Here is a 23,592-nt window from a genome sequence, read left to right on the forward strand (position 1 = left end):
GAAAACACCAAATCAAGTGCATAAAAAAGACCTGGCGCTTTCGCACCAAGTCTTTCATTAAAACCGTCAACCTATTTAAGGATGGGACATACTATTTACAGTTGAGACTGCAAGTAGTTTTTAATGCCCGTATTTTTAATAAGTAATTGTTGGGTTTCTAACCAATCAATTTGCTCTTCTTGCTCATTTAAAATATGGTCAAGGGCTTCACGGGTAATATAATCTTTTTTGCTTTCAGCCAGTTTAACTGCGCTTTGTAACTCACCAATAGTATCAAGTTCAAAACTCATGTTAGCTGCAATCATTTCTTCGCTGTTTTCACCAATACGCAGTCGGCCTAGGTCTTGAAGATTTGGTAAACCTTCTAAAAACAAAATACGTTCGATTAAACGATCGGCGTTTTTCATTTTTTGAATAGATACTTTGTAATCTGCTTTGTCTAGTTGAGTGAAGCCAAAATCTTTAAACATGCGTGCATGTAGAAAGTATTGGTTAATACCAACAAGCTCATTAGCGAGTACTTTATTAAGCGCTGCAATAACGTCTTTATCGCCTTTCATAATATGCTCCTACTAAGCCATTTGTGCTTGATGATAATTTTCAGAACCAATCTTATCAATTAAGCCAAGTTGTTGCTCTAACCAGTAAACATGATCTTCTTCGGTATCAAATAACAGTTTTTCTAAAATGCTACGAGATTGATAATCTTGTTGTTCTTCACATATTGCGATAACGTCTTTAACACACGCAACTACTTCAAGTTCTAGTGTTAAATCGTTTTGCATCATGCTTTTTACGTCGTTACCGATAAGTAAATCACGGCGTTTAGTCATATTTGGCACACCTTCTAAAAACAAGATGCGCTTAATAAGCCAGTCTGCGTGATCTTTTTCTTCTTCCATTTCGTGGTTAAGGCGCTCGTATAGTTTGTTTAAACCCCAGTCGTCATACATGCGCGAGTGTATAAAATACTGGTCGATTGCTGCTAATTCGTTAGCTAACAATGTATTAAACGCATCAATTACTTTTTGATTACCTTTCATGATAAATCGCCTTAACTATTTCAATTGTATGCAGTGTAGTACAAATAGCCTATATTGCAAGTTTTCTCTATAAAAATCATTGCGTTACTATTGGTTTTGATTCTTATTTAAGTTTGCGTTACTGCTTGGTTTATGGACAGTTTTTTATTTGCATTAGCATCTAATAGACGCCTTAAATAAAAAAGTGAGACGTCTATTTATGTGGGATTTGTTAATTAACCTGAACTCTGGATAATAAATCTATCTCGAGCAGCTATTTTCAGCGCTAACTGCGTTGAATTTACTTGCAATAGGCTAGCTATTGACGCGTAGAGTCGCCTTGTTTTCACTGAGAATCTCTGGCTAGAGAAAATCAATTTAAATATCTCCATGATTCAATACGTCAGTAAATCTCTTAACCAGAGCTCAGGTTAAGCATATAGGCATGCAGGGCATGCCTATAGTGTGTGTTTATTTGTTAAAATTGGTATGTAGCGCCCAACGTTGCAGTTGTGCCTAATCCTTTAATGTTGTACCCACCGTAAGTATAAGCTTGTGCGCGGGCTGGGTAGTAATCGCTATTAAACAGGTTTTCTATTCCAAAATAGCCACTCCACTTGGCGTTAACATTATATTGGCCACTTAAGTTAAATGTGTTGTAGCTACTAACAGGGCCCTGATCGCCGGAGTATTGGCCTTGTGCGTTTTTATCAAAGCGCTTTCTGTCGCCTACGTATAAAAAGCTCATTGCAAGTGATAGTTCGTCATTTGTTTGCCATGTTACATTAGCTGTTGCTTTAGGTGGGCTAATTTGGCTTGCGCCTAAATAGTCATCTGTCTCGGTGTTTTTACCTTCAACATAGCTGTAAGTAGCACTTAATTTAAGGTCTTGGGTAATAGTGTAGTTAACTAGCCCTTCGTAACCCCATATTTCTTGTGGTGCACGTACGGGTTCGTAAACACCCGTTACTTCATTATATTCACTACTTGTACCAAGCTCTGAGGTACTTCTGTAAAGTGCAAATTCAAAACGCACGTTTTCAAACTGTGAGGTAAAACCAACTTCGTAATTATCGATTATTGAAGCTTGGGTTTGAATAAGCGCAATATCTTCAACGGTCGCAGAGCGAAGTAGGCGACCAATATCAGAAATGTCAGAGCCCTGTGAGTAACTAAAAAATGGACTAAACGCCTCTGTTAAATTGTATTTTATACCAGCGTTATAGGTTGTCGCGTCGTAATTAATACTGTCGCCACGCACACTCAATGGCACTGAGCATTGTGATTCGGTTCTGCACAGCTTTAATGTTTGATAATCACTTACGCTCAAATCGATGCTTTCGTTTCTTACGCCTGCTTTTAGGATAATATCATCGTTTATTACCCATTTTGTTTGTAAAAAGCCGGCAATACTTTCCATGTCCATTTCTGGCACCCACACTCGGCCATCTACTAAAGGTTGCGATGTTTTATCGTTTAAGGCATCAATGCCGTAGATTAGGGTGGCTGTTACATTTTCAAAATCAAACTGGCTATTAAACGTGGCTCGTGCACCTTGTTTATCTGATTTAATAACCGATTGACCACCGCTGTAACCTTCATCAAGATTGGCTAAAGCGGTTGAGAAAAAGAACACGTTTTCTATATTTTGTTTATATAGATCGAGGGTCATTTGTGTGTTTTCAAACAGCGCGTAATCAACATATTTTAGGGTTATATTCTCGTTGCCTTCAGGGCCTTGCGGTTTACCTTGTTTTTGAAGCTCTAAAGGGACGTGTATAGCGTATGTTTTTCCCCCTATATTGCCATCGCCAGTCACATCGCCTAAGTCTGTTTTTTGTTGTGAGCTGTAAAAGTTGTAGCTAAACTGAAGTTGTTTTTCGTCGTCAAAATCGTAACTTAACTTTGTAAAGTAGTTTTGAGTTTCAGAATCAGATAAACCATATTGCAAGCCTAAAATATCGCCCTCAGCATCGCGTTGTACGCCGTTTTCTTCATAGCTTGCTGTTAGTAGATAGCTTAATTTATCAAGTTTACCGTTTACTGCTGCTGATATTCTACCGCCGCCACTTTCTGCTAACTTAACAGTGCTAAAGCGACTTGAAATACTTATTTCGCCTTCCGGTTTACCATCACTACGCGCTTGTTTTGTTATGTAGTTAATAATGCCACCTGAGGCACCATTACCATAAATAGAGGTTGCTCCTTTTATGACTTCAATGCGCGCTATTGCGCTTGCGTCTAACGTTTTTACACCTAATGAACCATTACGAAGAGGGGTTGATTGCGGTACGCCATCAATCATTATTAATGGCGCGCGACCACGCAGTGTTTGTCCTGAATTACTTGAGCTGCCAGTGTTAGGTGCAAGGCCTGGAACCATTTGCGCGAGTAAACTCCCCAGCTCTGAGCTTACTTTTAAATGCTGCTGTATTTGTTGCTGATTAATAACGGTAATTGAGGCTGGTACTTCGTCAATGCTTTCTGATATTCGGCTGCCAGATACAATCACATGCTCTAACTGATCAGAAGTGTATTCATTATTATTTTCATTTGCTAACGTGTTAGCACTTATTGCAACAGCAATAAGGCAAAGCGAAGTTTTTAACATGGGAGGGTCTTAGTTGATAATAAGTTGCGTAATGGTAATTATTATCAACTAATGACGCAAGTGTTAATGAGATTTATTTCCATTTGTGGCGTTTTAACCAAAAATACACACCGCTTACAATAAAAAATGCGAGTGAAAGGGCTATTAATAACCATAAAAACTGCACTATAGGACCTGCAAAATCACCAATGTGAAATTTATACTTAAAGTTCCATGCTTGTGTTGTGAAGTTGGTTTTACTGGCGTCAAATGAGTTTAATACTTTACCAGTAAATGGGTTAGTCCAAACCCAGCTGTGAGCATGGCTTTCGCCAGGGTTTTGCATTCTCAGTGCAATTGCTTCGTCATCTTTCTTAGGCAAGTAAATTCTATATGTTTTGCCATCAGGGAATACGCTCTCGGCATTTTTTATTGCTTCGTTATAATTTAAAACAGCTTGAGAAAGGGGGATTATTTTTGGCGCTTTAGGTCTTTGCTCTACTTTGTTAAACGTTACAAATTCTAATACAGATTGAGTTTGTGTTTTCCAGTTAAATGCCATGCCAGTAAAAGCAATAAGCATAAGGGGTATAAAAAAGTAAACACCAAGTACTGTATGTAATTGATACATGAGCACTCTAAATTTGGCTTTTGGTTTTATAGCTAAACGTTTAACTCTGTTTTTTGGTTTTACCCATAAGTAAAAACCAAGTAATACATTTACTAGCAGCAGCAATGCACACACGGACATCCAATTTCGAAAGGTTTTTTCACCCTTACTGTTTTCAAACAACAGCCAGCGATGTAAGCCTTGGGCAAACCCATAAATAGTATCGGTTGATTCATAGACGTTTAGTACACTCCCTGAATAGGGATTAACACTAGCGTAGTGTTCATTAGCTAACCTAAACTGCCATGCGGCTTCCGGTGCTTGCTCTGGCATAAAAAAAGTGATTTTTTGCTTAGTTTGAGTTTGTACGTTTTGTATCAACTCATCGTAATACATAAAAGTAGCTTGTGGTGTTACTTGCCATTTTGCGGGTTCTATTAAGTGCTGAATGTCTTTTGCATAAATCATAACAGCACCGGTTAAGCTCACTATTAATAAAAATAGTCCGCTAATAAGGGCGAGGCCTAAATGAATTTTACGTAACCAAATTTTCAAAAACGGTATCTCATTATGAGTTAATGCTAATATTGTAAATGATAATACGAGCTGTTTTCAATTAAATAGTTGTGTATTTGGTTGGATTTCTATTATGCAATTTTCGATATTATAATTATCGTGTAAAAATATTTTTATGGCTTGCAAATTAATTGCTTGCTGAGTGCTAATAATAAGCTCGCAGTAGTTTTCTTTATCGTCTAATTGCCAAAGCTTAATACTGGTTACCGATTCGATATTAAATTTACTACTAATAGCATCCGATATTGCGTGTGTGTCGATATTGTCAGGCGCTGCTTGCATTAAAACTTTGCAGCTTTGTTTTAAAAGTAAAATGCCAAGATAAATTACATACATAGAAATAAGTACAGTGGCGATTAAATCAACAATATACCATTGATATAAAATAATTAAGGTGCCAGCAATGATAACCACAATAGATGCCATTGCATCTGATACGTTATGAATGAAGGCTGCTTTTATATTTATACTGTGATTTGCACCAGCTCGATAGGTTAAATACGCTGTTGCTAAATCAATCACTAACGCTATTGCGGCCACCCACACAACTATCCAACCATTAATTGGTTGAGGGTTTAAATAACTCGAAATTGATTCAAAAATTAAATACACACCGATTATTATTAGTGTACTGCTATTAAAAAAAGTGGCGAGTATTTCAGCGCGTTTATAGCCAAAGTGATGAGTGTCATCAGCTGGTTTATTACCGATTTTTCGTGCAATCAAGGCTATAAAGATAGCGGCGGCATCACTTAAGTTATGAAGTGCATCTGCTATAAGTGACAAACTGCCCGAAAATAACCCACCAATAACTTGGGCAATGGTTAGTAATACATTAATAAAAACTGCAACGGTGAGCTGCTTATTACTTTGGTTTTCGTCTACATGACTATGTGAATGATCGTGCGCCATCGCCATAATCCCCCTCAAATACATTGACTGAATATTCCTTATATCATGGGCTGTTTAAAACAGCTACAGAAGTTGTAGCGTACATAAACGTAATTATAAGTTAATGATAAAGGCGTATTTTCTTAAATGCGTGAATTTAATATTGTCACGCTAAATGTCGAGTTTTTAACGAGTTTACGGCTCAAAACTTGCGTCTTTATATATTTAGTGCATTAATGTAAGTAATATTAAATGATTAAAAGCTGCTGGGTATTAAGCATGGACAAAGGTTTAAACTTTGGTGAATTAACAGGTAAAGGACAATCTGTTCGAAGTAAGTTAATTATAACCTTTATAATTATAGCTTTAGGGCCACTTTGTATACTTACGTGGTTTAGTCTTGAACACGTAAATAGCACGCTTAAACAAAATGCAGACACCGAACTTAACGAGCTCAATAATATAGGCAAGCAATTTGCTGATATTTGGTTTGCAGACCATGTTAAAGATTTATATTTGCTTAGGTCACAACTTGATATTAGCTCTGCTAAAAAACAAAAATTAATTAATCAGTTTATTGAGCAGTACGACTTCGTTAATCATGTAGAGCTTATTGATGTAAACCTCGTTAAATCACTACCTTCATCACCCTTTTTTAATGTTATTAAAGATCAACGCTTTGACGACATACGCACGGGTATTAAAAATACAGGAAAAATCCAATTCCAGTCAACGACTGCCTCAGGGCGTGAATATCATATTATTGGCTTACCGTTAGTAAATACCGAAAATAAGTTACAAGCCATATTGTTCGCAGATATAAATTTAAACGGCTTATTAAATAATTTAAGTAAAATACACGCTGCAAATAAAGACATAACATTTTATGTTATGCATAATAATAAAATTCAAAAAAATAATAATTCAGACGATTCCCAACCATTATTTTTCTCTCAAAGCGGCTCCCCAACGCAACGTGTTTTTTCTTACAGTAATCAAAATGAAGATACTTTATACGGGTATATTGATTCTTTAGAGTTTTTAAATGGATCTGGATGGCAGTTACTTGTAACAAAACCAAAAGAAGTTGCACTACAAGGCGCTAATTTTTATAAACAGCTTGCTTTATTAACAAATGCTGGGGCATTACTGCTTATATTAACGTCATCGTGGTGGTTTGGGCGTCGACTTTCTAGACCTTTAATTAACTTAGCTAAAATTGTTGAAAGTATTACAAAAGGAGACAAGGTAAAAGTCCCTGTAATAAACGACAGTATTGAGTTTAACCAACTTTCATTGGGTTTACGTAATTTAGTAGCCGTAAAAGAAGAGCAACAAAGTATATTACAAAAACAACGCTCTGCACTTCAAATTGCATTAAAACAATTAGCCGAGCAAAAAAGTGCATTAGATGAACACGCTATAGTTGCTGTAACTGATTTGCATGGCACTATCACTTTTGTAAATAAGAAATTTTGTGAGATTAGTGGTTACGATGAACACGAATTAATAGGTCAAAACCATCGCCTTTTAAATTCAGGAAAACACGAAAAAGCATTTTTTAAAAATATGTATAAAACGCTTAAACGTGGTGATATATGGAACGGGCAAATATGCAATAAAGCTAAGCATGGTGGAATATATTGGGTAGATACGACGATTGCACCATTTTTAGATGAAAATGGAAAACCGCAAAACTATATTGCTATTCGTAATGACATTACAGCCCTTAAAGTACAAGAGCTAGAGCTTGAGCAACACAAAACACAGTTACAGCTAGTGATTGACTCAACAGCCGTGGGTATTTGGGATTGGTATATTGATACTAATAAGGTGACGTTTAATAAACGCTGGGCCGAGATTATAGGTTACAAACTCAGCGAGCTTGAACCATGCACTATAGATACTTGGTATACATATGCTCACCCAGACGACTTAGTGATATCGAATAAAAAACTTCAAGAGCACTTTGCCGGTGAGACTGACTATTATGTTAGTGAAGCCCGCATGAAACATAAAAGCGGACATTGGATCTGGGTTCTCGATACTGCAAAAATAGTTGAGTGGAATACCGATGGCTCTCCAAAGCGCATGATAGGTACGCATTTAGACATATCTGATCAAAAATCTACACAGCATGAATTGCAAGGAAGTCGAGATAGGTTTGCATCTTTAGTATCAAATATACCGGGCATTATTTATCGATGTAAATTTGATGACAAATTAAGCATGCTTTATATGAGCGACCAAGCGAGTGAAATAACAGGCTATTCGCCTGATGAGTTGATACATAGCGAAGCCATTAACTTTTTTGATTTAATATGCGATGACGATTCTACAAAAATAAAAGCTGAAATATTAAGCTGTGTCGGCGCCAAGCAACCATGGTCTGTTGAGTATAGAATTACAGCCCGCGATGGTTCCTTGCATTGGGTAAACGAAAAAGGCCAAGCGATTTACGCAGATGATGGCAACATATTGTATTTAGATGGGTTTATTTTAGATATTACGGATCGTTACAATACTCAATTAGAAATAAATCGTCAGCAAAATTTACTCGAATCAATGAGTAAGCAAGGTCAGATTGGCGCATGGGAAATTGACTTAGAGGCGCATACGCTTTATTGGTCTGATGAAGTTAAAGTTATTCATGAGGTACCAGAGGGTTATGAGCCTAGCATAGATACCGCAATTGATTTTTATAAACCAGGAATACACCGAGACACTATAAGTACCTTGTTTGAATGCGCTGTGACTTTAGGTGAAAGTTGGAGTGTTGAGCTTATTATTTTAACTTATTCGGGGCAGGAGCGTTGGGTTAAATCAATGGGCCAAGCAGAGCTTAGAGATGGAAAATGCGTACGTGTTTTTGGCTCGTTTCAAAGTATTGATGCGCATAAGCGACTTGAACTCGAAAGCGAAAAAACAAACAGGTATAACAAAAATTTAGCCGCACTTACTGTTGCCCCTGAAGTACAAAACAGTAATGTAGAACAAGTTAAAAAGTTAGCAGTTAAATCTATGTGTGAAGTGCTAGATATTGCTCGCGCTTCGGTATGGATTTTTAACGATAAACGAGATGTGATGACATGTCATAGTTTATACATTAAAGGGCAAGGTTTTGTAGATACAAATGCTGTTTTAACTGCTAAAGACTACCCTGAATATTATAACGCCATTTATAAGCAAAACTTAGTAGCTATTGATGATGTTTATACGCACCCAGCAACGGCCGATTTTATAGAAGCGTATGCAAAACCACTAAATATTAAATCGATGCTTGATGCAGTGATAGCAACTGGCGATGGTAATTTAGGTATTTTGTGTGCTGAAACGGTAGGCGAGCACCACAATTGGACGCAAAGCGAAGAAACGTATCTTCGATCATTAGCTACTTTAGTGGGAAGCTCTTTAGTTTCTCAGCAGCGTAAAGTAATTAGTGAGGAGTTAAAAGTAGCGCTTGTTAAAGCTGAAGATGCAGCGCTTGCTAAGAGTCAATTCTTAGCAACTATGAGTCACGAAATAAGAACGCCAATGAATGGTGTGCTCGGTATGCTAGAGCTTGTTCAATTAGAATCATTACCTAAGCCAATAGAGACAAAAGTAGACATCGCCAAAAAAAGTGCACATTCTTTATTGGGTGTAATTAATGATATTCTAGATTTCTCTAAAGCTGAAGCAGGTAAAATCGAGCTTGAAGAGATTAACTTTAATGGACGTGATTTAATTGGTGAAGTTGCTGCCGCACAAGCATTTACAGCTCAAGATAAGGGTATTGAAATTATTTTGGATCTGGTGGCGCTAGAGCCTTCGCAGTTATGCGGCGATCCTGGGCGCATTCGCCAAGTTATTACTAATTTATTAAGCAACGCTGTTAAGTTTACGAGTCAAGGCGAGGTTGTTGTAAGCGCGAAAATTAATAAAGTAGCTCAAGGTTTAGAGTTTGTTGTAAGTGTAAAAGACTCAGGCATAGGAATAAGTAAAGAAAAGCAACAGCAATTATTTACCCCTTTTTCTCAGGTCGATGCATCAACAACGCGTGAATACGGGGGCAGTGGCTTAGGGCTTGCCATCTGTAAACAACTTTGTGAGCTAATGGGGGGGGCTATTTCTGTCACTAGCGAAGCAGGTAAAGGAAGCACCTTTACTGCCTCTATAATGCTGACTCCGGGAGATCAAAAAGAGCGCTATATTCCTAATATTAATATGGAAGAGCTAACCGTTTTGGTTGTTGATGATAACGAGACAAATCGAATTGTAATTTCACAGCAGCTTGAGCACTGGGGTGCTAAAGTTGCGCTTGCATGTGACGCAGGCGAAGCTCTTGATATGTGCGCGCAGCAGTATAAAAGTAACAATTGCATGTATGATATTGCAGTGCTTGATATGCAGATGCCAGGAATGGATGGCATAGAGCTTTGTAAAGCATTAAAAGCACATGAACATTATAAATCAATGCCACTTGTAATGATGACTAGTATTGCTGGTATGGAAGGCGCGCAGCGCTATTCTGATGCTGGTTTTCAGGCATATTTCCCTAAACCAGTAACCACCGCTGATTTAATTTCTGCACTGTCCGTTATTACGAGTAATGGAGCAGGAGAAGTGCTTCCACTCGTTACGTCAGGTTATATTTCGTCACTCAAAAAAGAAAAGGTACAGGAGTCTTCCCAAATATTATTGGTAGAAGATAATCCCATTAACCAACAGGTGGCTAAATTAATGCTCAAAAAGCTTAATTGTGATGTTACGATTGCCGGGAATGGTCAACTGGCAATTGATATATTAAAAGCTCACGATTCAGGGTTCTTTAAGCTCGTGCTTATGGATTGCCAAATGCCTGTTATGGATGGTTTTGCTTCAACCGCGGCTATTCGCAAAGGATTAGCGGGTGAACAGCACAAAAATATTAGAATTATTGCTATCACCGCTAATGCAATGGACTCCGATAAAGAGCGTTGTATTACAGCTGGAATGGATGATTATTTGAGTAAACCTATTCAATTAGATATTTTAAAAGATAAATTAGAGCAGTATATTTAAGGTAAAAATACAATGAGCCAACCCGTTATAATACGTGATGCAAAACCAAGTGACGCAAAAACAATTTTGCACTTTATTACCGAACTTGCCATATACGAAAAAGAACCGGATGCGGTAAAAACCGATGAACAAGCAATTTTAGATACTTTGTTTAGCGAAGGGGCAACCGCGCACAGCATAATTTGTTTAGAGGGCGATGAGCCAATTGGTTTTGCAGTATATTTTTATAATTACTCTACTTGGTTAGGTAAAAATGGCCTATACCTTGAGGATTTATACGTAAGCCCAGATAGTCGTGGCAATGGTGCAGGCAAAGCCATTATGAAGCACTTAGCTAATAAGGCGATTAGTAATAACTGTGGTCGTTTTGAATGGGTGGTGCTTGATTGGAATAAACCCGCTATCGATTTTTACAACAGTATTGGCGCAAAGCCTCAAAACGAATGGATTATATATCGCTTAACAGGGCAGGAATTATTAGATTTCGCCAAATAGTTAATGAAAATCATTTGCATTTGGGTTGTTGGGTGTGTAAGTTAAATACACACTCAATAATTAAATGTGCAGATGATTATATGATCTCAGGTCAAAAACAGCCCCACCCAGATCTACTCTATCTTGAGCAAGCATTAAGCCCTTGGCAGTCGAACATAATGCAAGGTAATTATGCATTTGAGCAGGGTGCTTTACTCGAAGCACGCGATAAATACTTATTAGCCAAAACGCTTGCGGATCATCTCCTTCAGCAGTTTTTATATGCTCAGATTAATAACAATGCCATTTATGCTATTGAGCATTGTATACCCGCACTTGTTGTTGCGTCGCATAATTTAGCTGATACCTATATAGCTATGCAGCAGCCAGAAAATGCATGTAAATGGCTATGCGAAATACACCTAACGCTTTGTTCTTTAACAAAGCATACTCATTACGATATACAAAAAGTGAGTAAGCATCATTACATTAAAACTTCCTCTGAACTTGTGTCATTTGCACGCCGGTACCCTTCTCTTCCAGAACTGATTGAGCAAGTTAATTTTTGTTTAAGCTCAAACACACCTTCAAACAAACAATTGCACTAAAAAGGACTATTTATGACGTTTACTTTACCTAAACTAGATTATGAATACGATGCATTAGAACCTCATATTGACAGTAAAACGATGCATATTCACCACACACTGCATCATCAAACGTATATCAATAAAGCCAATGCTGCTTTAGCAGATACTGAGTATGAAAACGTAAATGTTGAAAAATTACTTAAGGGAATAAACAGCCTGCCTAGTAATCTGCAAAAAGCAGTACAAGAGCATGTAGGAGGGCATTTTAATCACAGCTTATTTTGGCAAGTAATGAGCCCACAAGGAGGTGGTAAACCTGAAGGTATTGTGGCTCAGGCTATAAATGAGCAACTAGGCGGTTTTGATAAGTTTAAAGAGGAATTTACAGCCGCGGCAATTAGCCAATTTGGTAGTGGCTGGGCATGGTTATGTGTCACGCCAGATAAAAAGCTGATTATACAAAATAGCGCTAATCAAGATAGCCCTTTAATGCACGGGAATACACCTATTTTGGGACTTGATGTATGGGAGCATGCCTATTATTTGAAGTATCAAAATAAGCGCCCTGACTATATTGCCGCTTTTTATAATGTAGTTAATTGGCAAGAAGTACAAAGGCGTTATTTATTGGCTATCGGTTGAGTGCCGAATATGGCTAGTAATACAGTTTATTTTCTATAAGCTAGGCTCTATTAGATAATTTTACAGAGCCGCTTATGGACAATTCACATTGGCAAAAAGCACGTCAGAGCCGCGATCCTCGTTTTGACGGGCTTTTTTACGTAGCGGTAAAAAGTACCGGTATTTATTGCAGACCTATTTGCCCTGCACCAACGGCTCACGAAAAAAACGTTGTTTATTATCAGTTTGCCCATAACGCGGCGCAAGATGGTTTTAGACCCTGTATACGATGCAGACCCGATAGTGCCCCAGGCAGCGCAGCATGGCAGGGTACAAAAACGACTGCACTTAGAGCAAAACAGTTAATAGATCAAAATGATGAGCACGACTGCGAAAATTTAGCAGCTCGTTTAGGTGTAAGTAGTCGTTATTTAAGACAGTTGTTTAAGCTGTATTTTGGTGTGTCGATTACGCAATATCGATTGTTTAACCAATGTCACTTTGCTAAAAAGCTGATTCAAGAAACACATTTACCCCTTACCGAAATAGCGTTTTCCGCAGGCTTTAAAAGCATTAGGCGCTTTAATGATGCATTTTTACAGCAGTTAAATATAGCTCCCTCGAAGCTACGTAGTAGCGATAAAAAACCAACGTCAACACTCACATTAACGTTACCATTTAGGCCGCCTTATAATTGGCCCGCTTTGCAGGGCTTTTTGCAAAGGCGTTTGATAAAGCCAATGGAGTGGATAACGCAAACGAGCTACGGACGTACTTTTGCAAGTGAGCAATATAAAGGAAGTTTTACCGCTGAATTTATAGCGAGTAAAAACCACTTTAGTGTGTCTATCAATATAGATAATACGTTGTACTTACAAACTGTTATAAATAATATACGCCGTGTGCTTGATTTAGACGCTGATATTAATTTAATTCAAATGCATTTAAGCGCTAATATAAATAATGCATTTACAGTGTGTGAAGGGCTCAGGCTTCCGGGGATTTGGTCAAGTTTTGAAGCAGGGATAAGGGCAGTACTTGGACAACAAGTCAGTGTTACTGCGGCGCATAATTTAGTAACAAAGTTAGTTGATGAATTAGGCGAAAAAGAGGGTGATGCTGTTTACTTCCCCACAGCTAAAATTGTTGCTGATAGTGATTTTGCTTTTTTTAAAATGCCACAAGCCCGCAAAAATGCACTGCACAATTTAGCCCATTTTTGTGCACTAAATCCTGAAAATGACGATTTAGATGAATGGCTTAGCTTAAAAGGAATTGGCCCTTGGACAGTAAATTATGCAAAGCTGCGAGGACAAAGCCAACCCGATATATTACTTGATGGTGATTTAGGTGTTAAAAAAGCACAAGCAGCGGCAAACCCGTTTGAGCCTGCTAATTGCGCTCCTTTTCGATCTTACTTAACTTTTCAACTTTGGCAGCAATTATAATGATAATTCAAACATCAATTTCGAGCCCAATAGACGACATAATTATTCAAGCGACCGAAAAAGGCGTGAGTTATGTTGGGTTTTATCCACCAGTTGAACACTCTTATACGCCATTTGAGCAAGTCACTAACAAGGCGGTGCTTATTTGCGCTGCGCAGTTAAATGAGTACTTTGCAAAAAGTCGCACTACTTTTGATGTACCACTTGATACAAGCGGTACGGTATTTCAGCACAGTGTATGGCAAGCATTATTAACGGTACCTTTTGGACAGTCGCAAACATACGGTTATATTGCAAGCCAACTGAATAACCCAAAAGCAGTGAGGGCGGTAGGTGCTGCTAATGGTAAAAACCCGATTAGTATTATAGTGCCTTGTCACCGAATTATTGGCGCAAATGCAAAGTTAACGGGTTATGCAGGTGGGCTTGATAGAAAACTATGGTTGCTGAAACACGAAGGATTAATGTAAATTAATTGATAAAATATAGTCAGTCTGCTTAACTCAGGCTACAATTGAATTATAATTAACTAATAAAAATTCTTATGCGTATTAATAGCTTAGTTTGCTTTTTTATTGTGAGTTTAATGTTTACTGCGACTGCGTTTGGCAAGGCACAGAATCTTGTGTTTTGTTACGAAGACAAAAACATAGAACCCATGTTTTTAGGTGATGGCCAAAATATACCAATAGATAAACCCGGAGCATCAATCGAAATACTCCAACAACTTGATCTAGCATTGCCCAATGTAGCAATATCATTTGTTAGAAAGCCATGGCGTAGATGCTTAAACGATTTAGAATTTAATCGAGTGAATGCTGTTATTGCAAGTTACCGCACAGGACGAGAAAATGTTGCTGTTTACCCTGTTGATGAACAAGGTAAGTTACAAGAAGAGTATGCAGTAAGTGAATTTGGTAGCTGCCTTATAGGGCGTTATAAATTTCATAAAGAATGGGAGATTCGCGAAGTATTTCAAAATAAAGCATTTACGATAGCTATTCCTAATGGCTATGGACTAAATAGCGCGTTGAAAGAAGAACCATTTTTTATTCATAATACGTTTTCTAAAAGCAAAGCTTTTGAGTTGCTAGATAAGGGCGTGGTGCAGGCGAGCGTTGATCTGTGCCAAGTTGATGGCTTAAAAGTGTCGAGTTATCCGTATGAGGGTAATAATGTTAAACCTATTTATCCCCCTTACGAAACCAGCCATGATTACCTTGTTTTTTCTAAAAAATTCTACGAAGAAAATAGCACTCTAAGCTTGGCAATGTGGCAATGGTTATCAAAATTTGAAAGTGCACCTGTGTATATTAAATACTTAAAAACACTTAAATAAAAGGGCCTGTTTATCTTTCGAGGTTAAATTTACAGCAGCGTGTTTGTTTTTTAGGCTAGGCGGAGCCTATGTAGTGTGGTTAGTCCCCATAAATAGGCGATAACGCATTATAAATGCCAAACACGCGCTGCCCCTAGATAGAACAAATTACAATCCTGAAAGGTCACAGGCCCTGACAAAATTAAATTCGCGTTTGTAAATTGGTATTAATTTAATATTAAGGTAGCATAAGCGCACTTTTTATAAAATGGCACCGCAATGGCTCAATTATACTTTTACTACTCTGCAATGAACGCAGGTAAATCAACCACGTTATTACAATCTGCATTTAACTATAAAGAACGTGGCATGGAACCTGTCATCCTTACTGCGGCCATTGATGATAGACAAGGCGTGGGTAAAGTATCGTCTCGTATTGGCTTGCAAGCTGATGCGCATGTATTTGATGCTAGCAAAGATGTTTTTGATCTTATTCAATCACTCAACAATGATAAAAAACGCCATTGTGTATTAGTTGACGAGTGTCAATTTTTATCAAAAGAACAAGTAATGCAATTAACCGATGTGGTTGATGAACTTGGTATACCGGTATTGTGTTATGGCCTGCGTAATGACTTTAGAGGCGAGCTATTTATAGGGTCGCAATACTTACTTGCGTGGGCTGATAAGTTAGTTGAGCTTAAAACTGTATGCCACTGCGGGCGTAAAGCTAACCATGTACTTCGTACCGATGAAAATGGTGAAGCAATAGCCGATGGTAATCAAGTAGAAATTGGCGGCAATGACCGATATGTTTCGGTATGCCGCAAACATTATAAAGCCGCGTTAAATATGGGCCGACAAAGCATTTAAAAATGTATCAATATCTTCGCGCGTAATATCTAAATGCGTTACTAGCCTAAGCTGCTTGCTTGGGCTAAATAATATACCTTGTTGTTTAAGTGCCTCAGCAATCTCTTCAATGTTTATACTGTTAGTGTATGTTGCGTAAACCATATTAGTGGTGTTACTCATATCGACAGTAAAGCCACTGATTTCACTTAATTGTTGAGCCAAATAACGTGCATTTGCATGATCGTCTTTTAAGCGCTCTATATTGTGCTCAAGTGCAAACTGCCCAGCGGCTGCAAGCATTCCGGCTTGGCGCATACCGCCACCAAGTACTTTTCTCCATCGTCTTGCTTTATTAATAAGTGCTGGTGAGCCTAATAATAAAGAGCCTACGGGCGCTCCCAAGCCTTTAGATAAACAAATAGAAACTGAATCAAAGTGTTTTGTAATTTCAGTGATATCAACATTTAGCTCAACAGCGGCATTAAAAGCACGTGCGCCGTCTAAGTGCAGCGCTAAATTATGCGTGTTAACAAAGTCACGAGCTTGGGCTAAGTACTCAAGCGGGAGTACTTTTCCGCCTATGGTATTTTCTAAGCTAAGTAATCGCGTTTTTGCAAAATGACAATCGTCTGGTTTTATTGCTGCAGCTATTTTACTAAAAGGTATACTGCCATCAGCATCGTTTTCAATAGGCTGTGGTTGCACAGACCCTAAAACAGCTGCTCCGCCGCCCTCAAACTTATAGTTGTGAGCATTTTGGCCACAAATGTATTCGTCACCTCGTTCACAATGCGCCATTATTGCAAGTAAATTGGCTTGTGTACCTGAGCTACAATAAAGAGCAGCTTCAAAGTTAAAACGCTTACACGCATAAGCTTCTAGCTGGTTAACGCTTTCATCATCGCCATATACATCGTCACCAACCGGTGCGTTGTACATAATATCGCGCATTTCTTTTGTTGGTTTTGTAACTGTATCAGAGCGAAAATCTATCATGATTGCCTTATCCTTTTTATTGTTTTTAATAAAATTGGTACTAAGCCAGCTCGCTACAAATTTGTTCACGAGTTTCTTTATCAAAGTAGCTCCATGCAATAAAGCGGCTAATTTTTTGACCTTGTGCCATATCAACTATTTTATATTGTGCTATTGGGTGGGCTTTTAATACTTCTTCAAGGGCTGCAATATTATCTTTTTTAGAGACTAACGACGTAAACCACAGTACTTGCTCTGCAAAGTATTCGCTCTCTTTAATCATGTTAGAGATAAACTGTACTTCACCGCCTTCACACCATAATTCATTATTATGACCACCAAAATTAAGTGCGCTACTGGGTGTTTTTCCTAGGTTTTTCCACTTACGTTCACTGCCTTTACTTGCCTCTTCTTCGCTTGCATGAAACGGAGGGTTACAGAGCGTCAAATGATATAGATCTTTTTGATTTACAACGCCTTTAAAAATATGTGATGCGTTTTTTTGTTGTTTTAGGGTTATTTTTAAACTATTAAACTGAGCAATTTGCTTTGCTATTTTTACCGAGGCTGCATCAATATCAGTCCCTGTAAAATGCCACTTATATTCACTTGTACCAGTAAGCGGATAAACTAAGTTAGCGCCAGTGCCAATATCAAGCACTTTAATTTGCTTACCTAAAGGTATTTGTTGTTGATTATCATCACTTAATAAGTCGGCTAAGTAATGAATGTAGTCAACACGCCCAGGTATAGGTGGACATAAATTGTGCTCAGGAATATCCCAAAAATCAATATTATAATGTGCTTTTAAAAGAGCTTGATTTAATGTTTTAACGGCTTTGTTATCACTAAAATCAATGCTTTTAGTACCTGCAGGTGTTGTTATAACAAAGGGCAGTAGAGCAGGGTGCTCTGTTGTTAATAAATCGAAGTCGTACCCATTTTTATGTAGGTTACGAGGGTGTAATTTTGAACGTGCTTTATTTTCTTTCATGGCTTCATTTTAACAACAGATATGATGTGATGATTGTAACAAATGCTGATGAGTAAAGTGCAGACATTTCCTTTGGTATATTTAATATTGCTGGTAGGATGAGTTGAAAATAATAAAAAGGAATAACTGTGGCGATTTCTCAGCAATCAATAATTATTAATTTAGCTGATCAACAAACACTTCATTTACGCCGTATTAGCGATGAAAATCAGCAAGGGCCTGTCGTATTTTTTATGCATGGAGCTGTAGAAAACGGTAAAATTTTTTATACCCATTCGAATAAAGGACTTGCCCCTTTTTTGGCTGAGCATGGATATAGATGTTATGTGGCCGATTTACGTGGCCGAGGTGATAGTAAACCGGTTATTTCGAGTGACGCTAAGTACGGGCAAACTGAAGCCATTTTAGAAGATATTCCAGCGTTTATTAAGCAAATAGAGTTGATTGAAGGCAAGAAGCCTGACTACTGGGTTGCTCACTCTTGGGGCGGAGTATTAATGAACAGCGCGTTTGCACGTTTCCCTCAATATACTAATGATGTAAAAGCGTGTGTATATTTTGGCTCTAAGCGTTCTTTATTTAATAATCATCCTCAAAAACTATTACAAGCCAATTTAATTTGGTATTTTATGGCGCCTTTACTTGCTAAAAAACATGGCTATTTAAATGCTAAGGGCTATAAGTGGGGAAGCGATAACGAAACTCAAAAGTCGCATTATCAAAGTATGCAATGGGCTAAAAAGAAGCCATGGATAGATTCTGATGATAATTTTGATTATGCAAAAGCGCTAAACAGCCTGCATTTACCGCCAACGCTTCATATTGCTGCGGTAAAAGATAAAGCACTAGCTCAACCAATCGATATTCAAAAATTTATGGACGAATCTGGGCCTGGCATTCAACAAATGCGAATTTACGGTCGTAAACACGGGCATAATTTTGATTACGATCATATTAATATGCTTACCCACCCAAGTGCGCGTGATGATCAATTTAAAGATTTACTTAATTGGTTTAAAGCACATCCGATTAATTCTCATCAAGTAACTTTAAAAGCGGTGTTTTGTAACGCTCCCACTTAGCGATTGCGGCGTTATTAATAGGTTGGCGAATAGCATGTTTACTCAACGTGGTTACCGGTGTTTTTTGTTTATAAAACGCTAAGCAGCGCTCTTCAAAATGACAGTTTAAAAAACCAAGTAACTGCGTTAGCTGCTCTTTTGGGTTACTCACTAAATCTTCGTAACTGACATCATAAATTGGCATATCTTTAAAGGAGTGCCAATGCCTCATCATTTTTTCATACAACTTATGATAAAGCTTAAACTCAGATAGTGAGCAAAAATAAGGCTCGTTTTCAGCAAAGTAATTAGTGAAGATAGAAAATGCGGTGGCATTAAAATCACGACTTAAGTTTATAAATTTAGCATTAGGAAACAGCCTATATATAAGTCCTAGCGATTGATAATTACTAGGCAGTTTATTTATTATAAAAGGTCTGATGGGCGATGCTGTTTTTAAAGTTGTGATATACAGTTCGCGGGCTTTTTTTATTAGGTCAGGTGTTAAATGCGCCAAACATTGCGGGTAAGCAACTCCCGTTTTTTGTTCAATAAAAGCAACTGCGTTATTACTAATACTTGTACTCTCTCCGAGGCTCGAAAACTGACTATGGCTTGCCAACATTTGCTTCAGGAGGGTAGAGCCACTACGAGGCATGCCAATGATAAAAACAGGCGTAATATTACCTGTAAACTTTTCATCGGCAGAGGCAATAAATTCCTCGGTGTTGTATTTTATTATTTCATCGTAAAAAGGGATTAAATCTTTAGTGTTAAATTCACTTAATTTTTTTTGTAATTTATTCGCCAATATAAAGTAATTAAATGCTTGCTCGGTATCTTCAAGTGCATCGTAACTGTTTGCTAATGCGTAGTAACACACCATTTTTAAACGTAAATTGCTCGTTTGAGTTAATAAGTGGTGTAAATTACTTACATAATTATGCTCTTTATTAAAGCGGCCTAACTGTACAAGTTCAAATAAAATATAGGCTGTTACTGGGTAGGTGCCAATACTGAGAGCTTGGGCAAACGTTGTGTGGGCTTTATCTAATTCGCCATATGTTAAGTAGTGTTGGGCTAAGTAGTAGTGGGGTTCTGGGTTATGACTCGCTAACTTTTTTGCATATTCGAGAACAGTTAACGCATCGTTTGGCGAATTAACACCGTTGAACGCATCTGCTAGTGCATGTAATGGTTCAAGCATATGAGGCATTCGCTCACATGCTTTTTGGAGTAAGTATACAGCAGAGTCATAGCGTTCTAGTCGTAAGGCAATTCTGCCTAAGCCAAATAAAGCTTCACCATTTTCAGGGTTACTATTTAATAGCGTTTTAAAATGAAACTCAGCTTCTTTGAGTTTATTTTGTTGCAGTAGTTGGTTAGCTTTATTAAGTAGCATAGTTATACCAATTTTATTAAAAAAACAATCATTCTATCGCATTAAATAGCGTACTCACTGCGTTAAAAATTATTCATATAGAGCAACTATATATCATAATTTTGCCTTGTTATTACGCTATTTTCTGAGCGCTATAATAGAACACTTATTCAATGCAATTGGTATTGTTCATTATTATTTTTATTAACTATAAAATTAAAAAGGCGAAATGTCTTTAACATTTCGCCTTTGGTTCTTCATGAAAATAGTTTAGAAAGTATATGTTGCTTTCGCGTAGTAAAAGCCACCGTTAATACCAAACGGAGATGTTTCATAGTATTGACCACCCCAGTTGTTATTAGGAATTCCCGTTGCATCTGCAAAATCAAGTTTTTCAGCATCTTGGTCAAACAAGTTTTGAGCGCCTACAGAGAAGCTAACTGATTCATTTAAGAAGTAAGTTACTTCAGCATCAATAGTGACGGCAGCATCAGCTGTTTTAGCTGTTGCATCATAATCAACGTGAACACCTTGGTATTCGCCGTAGTAGTTTGCACGAGCAAATGCAGAAACTGATTCCCACTGCTGAGATAATGTGAACGTTGCACGATGATTCGGTAAGTCTTCTTCTAAGCGCTTAACTTTAAACGCACCTGTAATCTCACTAAATTGAGTTACTTCAGTATCATTCCAGTTATAAGCAAGGCTAAATGTAGAGCTACCGCCCATTAGTTCAGCTGTATAGTTTGCAACTAAATCGATACCTTGTGTTGTTGTATCAAAGTCATTTGTAAAAAAGCTTACTTGAGCAAGACCTTGTACATTAGGAACTCCAGCCGCTGTAAGTGTATCTTTATCTGCTTGGCTTAAGTTGATTTTATCTGATTGGCTAATACGGTCATCTACTTGAATGTTGTAGTAATCAAGCGTTAAAAATAACTCGCCGATTGTGTATACGGCACCAAGCGTATAGCTTTGTGATTCTTCCGGCTCAAGCTCTGTACCACCTAATTGCACTGCAATTGGGTTTGTTGGTGGAAGAAGCGCTGAATCTTGTAATACGCCGCTGTCTAAGCTTGTTTGTACGTTACTTACGTTAGCTTGACCAACTGTAGGTGCACGGAAACCGCTACTTACAGAGCCACGAATATTTAAATCTTCAGTTAAATGGTATTGAGCCATTACTTTGTAGTTAGTTGTAGTACCAAAGCTGTCGTAGTCTTCAAAGCGAAGCGCCACACCCATTAGGAAATCTTCAGTAAACGGTGCTTCAACATCAACGTATGCTGCATAGTTACGACGAGAAAACTCACCTGCTTGTGATGGTTTAAAACCAGGGAAGCCGTTAGAGCCAATACCAAAACCTTGTTCTGTTAAAGGGCCTGCAGTGTAAGATGCTTCATCACCAGAAATGATAGTGAATGTTTCTTCGTGCCATTCAAAACCACCGGCAATATTTACATCATAAGCTAAACCAAAGTCGACACCCTTTGATAAATCAAAGTTAAAGTTTTTCTCTAGTTGCTCATATTTACCTGGGCTGAAATCACGTGGTGTATCTGCACCTAAAGAGGCATTAACTGTATCGTAAATAAAGTAACGTGATTCATTTAAGCCCACAGTACCGCTTAAGTCATAGTAAGTATCTTTTAAGAAACCACCAGTGAATCGCCCTTTAGTACCGATAGTTAAAGAAGTATCAGTAATGTTGCCGCCAAAGTTAGGTGTAAAACCACCTGGAAGCGATTCGTTAAATGCAAAACAATCTGGGTTGTTCGCTACACCATTTATGTAAGCTGGATCATCTAGTACGTTGCCATCTGTTATTGCAATAGTAGGACAGTTAGCGCTCATATCAGGTGTTAAATCTGCAACAAGCAGAGTTTCGCCACCATCATTTGAATAAACACCAGAACGCGTTTGTGGGTTACGGTAGTAAAAGCCACCACGTACATCACGTTCAGAGTAGTTACCAAACATGTAAAATTCAGAATCGTTAGTGAGCTCTAAACCCACGTTACCAAAAATTGTAATATCGTCATCAACTTCAGGTGCGCCCCATACTTGTGCGAGCGAAGATACATCAGGAACACCGGCAGCTGAAAGAGCTGCAGCATCGGCACGCTGAACTGAGCGGCTTGTTGCATCTGCTGTTTTGTATTGAAAACTTAAATTAGCAAAGCCATTGTCGGTAAAAGGTAAGCCCACGTTACCCGACACTTGTGTTGTATCCCCATCGCCTTCATAAAATTGACCATGGCGAATTTCTAATTTACCGCCTTCTGAAGCGTCTTTTAACTGGAAGTTCATTACACCGGCAATTGCATCAGAACCATACTGTGCGGCTGCGCCATCACGAAGTACTTCTACTTGTTTAATAGCAATGCTTGGAATAACTGAAATATCTGCACCTTGGGCACCATCATTAATACCACCGCCTAAAAACGCAATTACAGAAGCACGATGACGACGTTTGCCGTTTAAAAGAACTAATGTGCTGTCTGATGGTAAACCACGTAAGTTAGCTGGGCGAACAAGAGAGGCTGCATCGCTAATAGGGTTTTGATGTACGTTAAAAGATGGCACGGCACCTTTTAAAAGTTCAAGCATGTCAGTGTTGCCCGACTTTTCAAGCTCTTCGCCACCAATGATATCGATTGGCACCGGTGAATCACCGATTGAACGTGGAGCTGAACGCGTACCTACTACGGCAATTTTCTCTACGTTTTTGTTTACTTTAGTTTGTTGTTGCTCGTCTGCTGCAACAGCAGTACCTGAAAAAAACAACCCTGCAGTGGTTGTAGCTAAAGCAAATTTGATTGCTTGGTTTAGCGCATTATTTTTTAATTTCATTCTAATTTTCCCCAGTTAGAATAATTCTTATTTTTGATGCTAATTTCACATCATTTATTTTTTACATAATTTTTGTTTCACATAAGTTTGAGGTCTTACCTCAAAAGCCTAATCAATTAAGCTTACTTTTTGTGAAGTCCTATCTACAGACTATAGGTAAAAAACGAGGAGAGCAATTGTTAATTAACCGTTTGATAACAAAAAGGTTCAATTTAATAAAAAATGCAACAGTGGTGCAAAGTGAAGTGGAAATGAACTAAATAAGTGCAAATAGGGTTGTTAAGAGGAAT

General features: G+C 38.0%; 18 protein-coding genes. 9 read left to right on the forward strand and 9 right to left on the reverse strand.

The window, feature by feature from the left end; genetic code table 11:
* Positions 1 to 95 precede the first annotated feature (95 nt).
* The 5 genes from bfr (WNY98_RS13475) to WNY98_RS13495 all read right to left on the reverse strand — a co-directional run bounded on the left by bfr (WNY98_RS13475) (position 96) and on the right by WNY98_RS13495 (position 5,710).
* Complete coding sequence (gene bfr / locus WNY98_RS13475; RefSeq protein ID WP_024593101.1) at positions 96 to 560, reverse strand: bacterioferritin; 465 nt, start codon at positions 558 to 560, stop codon at positions 96 to 98.
* 12 nt (positions 561 to 572) lie between these two features.
* Complete coding sequence (gene bfr / locus WNY98_RS13480) at positions 573 to 1,043, reverse strand: bacterioferritin (RefSeq protein ID WP_002958985.1); 471 nt, start codon at positions 1,041 to 1,043, stop codon at positions 573 to 575.
* 457 nt (positions 1,044 to 1,500) lie between these two features.
* Positions 1,501 to 3,633: a TonB-dependent receptor gene (locus tag WNY98_RS13485; protein ID WP_342878124.1), complete on the reverse strand. Its 2,133-nt coding sequence runs from the start codon at positions 3,631 to 3,633 to the stop codon at positions 1,501 to 1,503.
* 73 nt (positions 3,634 to 3,706) lie between these two features.
* Positions 3,707 to 4,777 carry a PepSY-associated TM helix domain-containing protein gene (locus tag WNY98_RS13490; protein WP_342878125.1) on the reverse strand — a complete coding sequence of 357 codons (1,071 nt, stop codon included), beginning with the start codon at positions 4,775 to 4,777 and terminating at the stop codon, positions 3,707 to 3,709.
* Positions 4,778 to 4,834: 57 nt separating this feature from the next.
* Positions 4,835 to 5,710, reverse strand: coding sequence for a cation diffusion facilitator family transporter (locus tag WNY98_RS13495; protein WP_342878187.1), 876 nt, complete (start codon positions 5,708 to 5,710; stop codon positions 4,835 to 4,837).
* A gap of 258 nt (positions 5,711 to 5,968) precedes the next feature.
* Between WNY98_RS13495 and WNY98_RS13500 the strand changes: the two genes are divergently transcribed.
* The 8 genes from WNY98_RS13500 to WNY98_RS13535 all read left to right on the forward strand — a co-directional run bounded on the left by WNY98_RS13500 (position 5,969) and on the right by WNY98_RS13535 (position 16,056).
* The gene (locus WNY98_RS13500; RefSeq protein ID WP_342878126.1) at positions 5,969 to 10,732 is read left to right on the forward strand and encodes a PAS domain-containing protein; all 4,764 of its coding nucleotides are present in this window, start codon (positions 5,969 to 5,971) and stop codon (positions 10,730 to 10,732) included.
* Positions 10,733 to 10,744: 12 nt separating this feature from the next.
* Positions 10,745 to 11,227: a GNAT family N-acetyltransferase gene (locus WNY98_RS13505; RefSeq protein ID WP_024593105.1), complete on the forward strand. Its 483-nt coding sequence runs from the start codon at positions 10,745 to 10,747 to the stop codon at positions 11,225 to 11,227.
* Positions 11,228 to 11,307: 80 nt separating this feature from the next.
* A complete protein-coding gene (locus tag WNY98_RS13510; protein ID WP_076924366.1) occupies positions 11,308 to 11,814 on the forward strand; it encodes a hypothetical protein in 507 nt (168 codons plus the stop codon).
* Between the two features lie 12 nt (positions 11,815 to 11,826).
* Positions 11,827 to 12,438 carry a superoxide dismutase gene (locus WNY98_RS13515; RefSeq protein ID WP_342878127.1) on the forward strand — a complete coding sequence of 204 codons (612 nt, stop codon included), beginning with the start codon at positions 11,827 to 11,829 and terminating at the stop codon, positions 12,436 to 12,438.
* A 74-nt stretch (positions 12,439 to 12,512) separates the two neighbouring features.
* Positions 12,513 to 13,865, forward strand: coding sequence for an AlkA N-terminal domain-containing protein (locus WNY98_RS13520; RefSeq protein ID WP_342878128.1), 1,353 nt, complete (start codon positions 12,513 to 12,515; stop codon positions 13,863 to 13,865).
* Positions 13,865 to 14,335: a methylated-DNA--[protein]-cysteine S-methyltransferase gene (locus WNY98_RS13525; protein ID WP_342878129.1), complete on the forward strand. Its 471-nt coding sequence runs from the start codon at positions 13,865 to 13,867 to the stop codon at positions 14,333 to 14,335. Before WNY98_RS13520 ends, WNY98_RS13525 begins: the two co-directional genes overlap by 1 nt.
* A 116-nt stretch (positions 14,336 to 14,451) precedes the next feature.
* On the forward strand, positions 14,452 to 15,204 hold the full coding sequence (locus WNY98_RS13530) for an amino acid ABC transporter substrate-binding protein (protein ID WP_342878130.1): 753 nt from the start codon (positions 14,452 to 14,454) through the stop codon (positions 15,202 to 15,204).
* A 258-nt stretch (positions 15,205 to 15,462) separates the two neighbouring features.
* A complete protein-coding gene (locus tag WNY98_RS13535) occupies positions 15,463 to 16,056 on the forward strand; it encodes a thymidine kinase (protein WP_007582344.1) in 594 nt (197 codons plus the stop codon).
* On the opposite strand, the gene ltaE is transcribed toward WNY98_RS13535, so the two are convergent.
* A complete protein-coding gene (gene ltaE, locus WNY98_RS13540) occupies positions 16,030 to 17,034 on the reverse strand; it encodes a low-specificity L-threonine aldolase (protein ID WP_342878131.1) in 1,005 nt (334 codons plus the stop codon). The genes WNY98_RS13535 and ltaE overlap by 27 nt on opposite strands.
* Before the next feature lie 40 nt (positions 17,035 to 17,074).
* Positions 17,075 to 18,007: a 23S rRNA (adenine(1618)-N(6))-methyltransferase RlmF gene (gene rlmF / locus WNY98_RS13545; RefSeq protein WP_342878132.1), complete on the reverse strand. Its 933-nt coding sequence runs from the start codon at positions 18,005 to 18,007 to the stop codon at positions 17,075 to 17,077.
* Between the two features lie 128 nt (positions 18,008 to 18,135).
* On the opposite strand from rlmF, the gene WNY98_RS13550 reads away from it, so the two are divergent.
* Positions 18,136 to 19,089, forward strand: a complete 954-nt coding sequence (locus WNY98_RS13550; protein WP_342878133.1) for an alpha/beta fold hydrolase — start codon at positions 18,136 to 18,138, stop codon at positions 19,087 to 19,089.
* Here WNY98_RS13550 and WNY98_RS13555 read toward each other — a convergent pair.
* Both WNY98_RS13555 and WNY98_RS13560 read right to left on the reverse strand, forming a co-directional pair.
* On the reverse strand, positions 19,037 to 20,470 hold the full coding sequence (locus WNY98_RS13555; protein ID WP_342878134.1) for a sulfotransferase: 1,434 nt from the start codon (positions 20,468 to 20,470) through the stop codon (positions 19,037 to 19,039). The genes WNY98_RS13550 and WNY98_RS13555 overlap by 53 nt on opposite strands.
* A 249-nt stretch (positions 20,471 to 20,719) precedes the next feature.
* Positions 20,720 to 23,302 carry a TonB-dependent receptor gene (locus WNY98_RS13560; protein WP_076925741.1) on the reverse strand — a complete coding sequence of 861 codons (2,583 nt, stop codon included), beginning with the start codon at positions 23,300 to 23,302 and terminating at the stop codon, positions 20,720 to 20,722.
* Between the last annotated feature and the right edge of the window lie 290 nt (positions 23,303 to 23,592).

This window comes from Pseudoalteromonas sp. AS71 (genome assembly GCF_038900275.1).
In the GTDB taxonomy this organism is placed as follows: domain Bacteria; phylum Pseudomonadota; class Gammaproteobacteria; order Enterobacterales; family Alteromonadaceae; genus Pseudoalteromonas.

What these genes read in the sequence shown, in the direction of transcription:
- WNY98_RS13485 (WP_342878124.1), bottom strand. Translation starts at nt 3,633, where the DNA reads ATGTTAAAAACTTCGCTTTGCCTTATTGCTGTTGCAATAAGTGCTAAC.
- WNY98_RS13500 (WP_342878126.1), top strand. Translation starts at nt 5,969, where the DNA reads ATGGACAAAGGTTTAAACTTTGGTGAATTAACAGGTAAAGGACAATCT.
- WNY98_RS13520 (WP_342878128.1), top strand. Translation starts at nt 12,513, where the DNA reads ATGGACAATTCACATTGGCAAAAAGCACGTCAGAGCCGCGATCCTCGT.
- WNY98_RS13510 (WP_076924366.1), top strand. Translation starts at nt 11,308, where the DNA reads ATGATCTCAGGTCAAAAACAGCCCCACCCAGATCTACTCTATCTTGAG.
- bfr (WP_002958985.1), bottom strand. Translation starts at nt 1,043, where the DNA reads ATGAAAGGTAATCAAAAAGTAATTGATGCGTTTAATACATTGTTAGCT.
- WNY98_RS13525 (WP_342878129.1), top strand. Translation starts at nt 13,865, where the DNA reads ATGATAATTCAAACATCAATTTCGAGCCCAATAGACGACATAATTATT.
- WNY98_RS13560 (WP_076925741.1), bottom strand. Translation starts at nt 23,302, where the DNA reads ATGAAATTAAAAAATAATGCGCTAAACCAAGCAATCAAATTTGCTTTA.
- WNY98_RS13515 (WP_342878127.1), top strand. Translation starts at nt 11,827, where the DNA reads ATGACGTTTACTTTACCTAAACTAGATTATGAATACGATGCATTAGAA.
- WNY98_RS13495 (WP_342878187.1), bottom strand. Translation starts at nt 5,710, where the DNA reads ATGGCGCACGATCATTCACATAGTCATGTAGACGAAAACCAAAGTAAT.
- bfr (WP_024593101.1), bottom strand. Translation starts at nt 560, where the DNA reads ATGAAAGGCGATAAAGACGTTATTGCAGCGCTTAATAAAGTACTCGCT.
- WNY98_RS13555 (WP_342878134.1), bottom strand. Translation starts at nt 20,470, where the DNA reads ATGCTACTTAATAAAGCTAACCAACTACTGCAACAAAATAAACTCAAA.
- rlmF (WP_342878132.1), bottom strand. Translation starts at nt 18,007, where the DNA reads ATGAAAGAAAATAAAGCACGTTCAAAATTACACCCTCGTAACCTACAT.
- WNY98_RS13505 (WP_024593105.1), top strand. Translation starts at nt 10,745, where the DNA reads ATGAGCCAACCCGTTATAATACGTGATGCAAAACCAAGTGACGCAAAA.
- ltaE (WP_342878131.1), bottom strand. Translation starts at nt 17,034, where the DNA reads ATGATAGATTTTCGCTCTGATACAGTTACAAAACCAACAAAAGAAATG.
- WNY98_RS13535 (WP_007582344.1), top strand. Translation starts at nt 15,463, where the DNA reads ATGGCTCAATTATACTTTTACTACTCTGCAATGAACGCAGGTAAATCA.
- WNY98_RS13530 (WP_342878130.1), top strand. Translation starts at nt 14,452, where the DNA reads ATGTTTACTGCGACTGCGTTTGGCAAGGCACAGAATCTTGTGTTTTGT.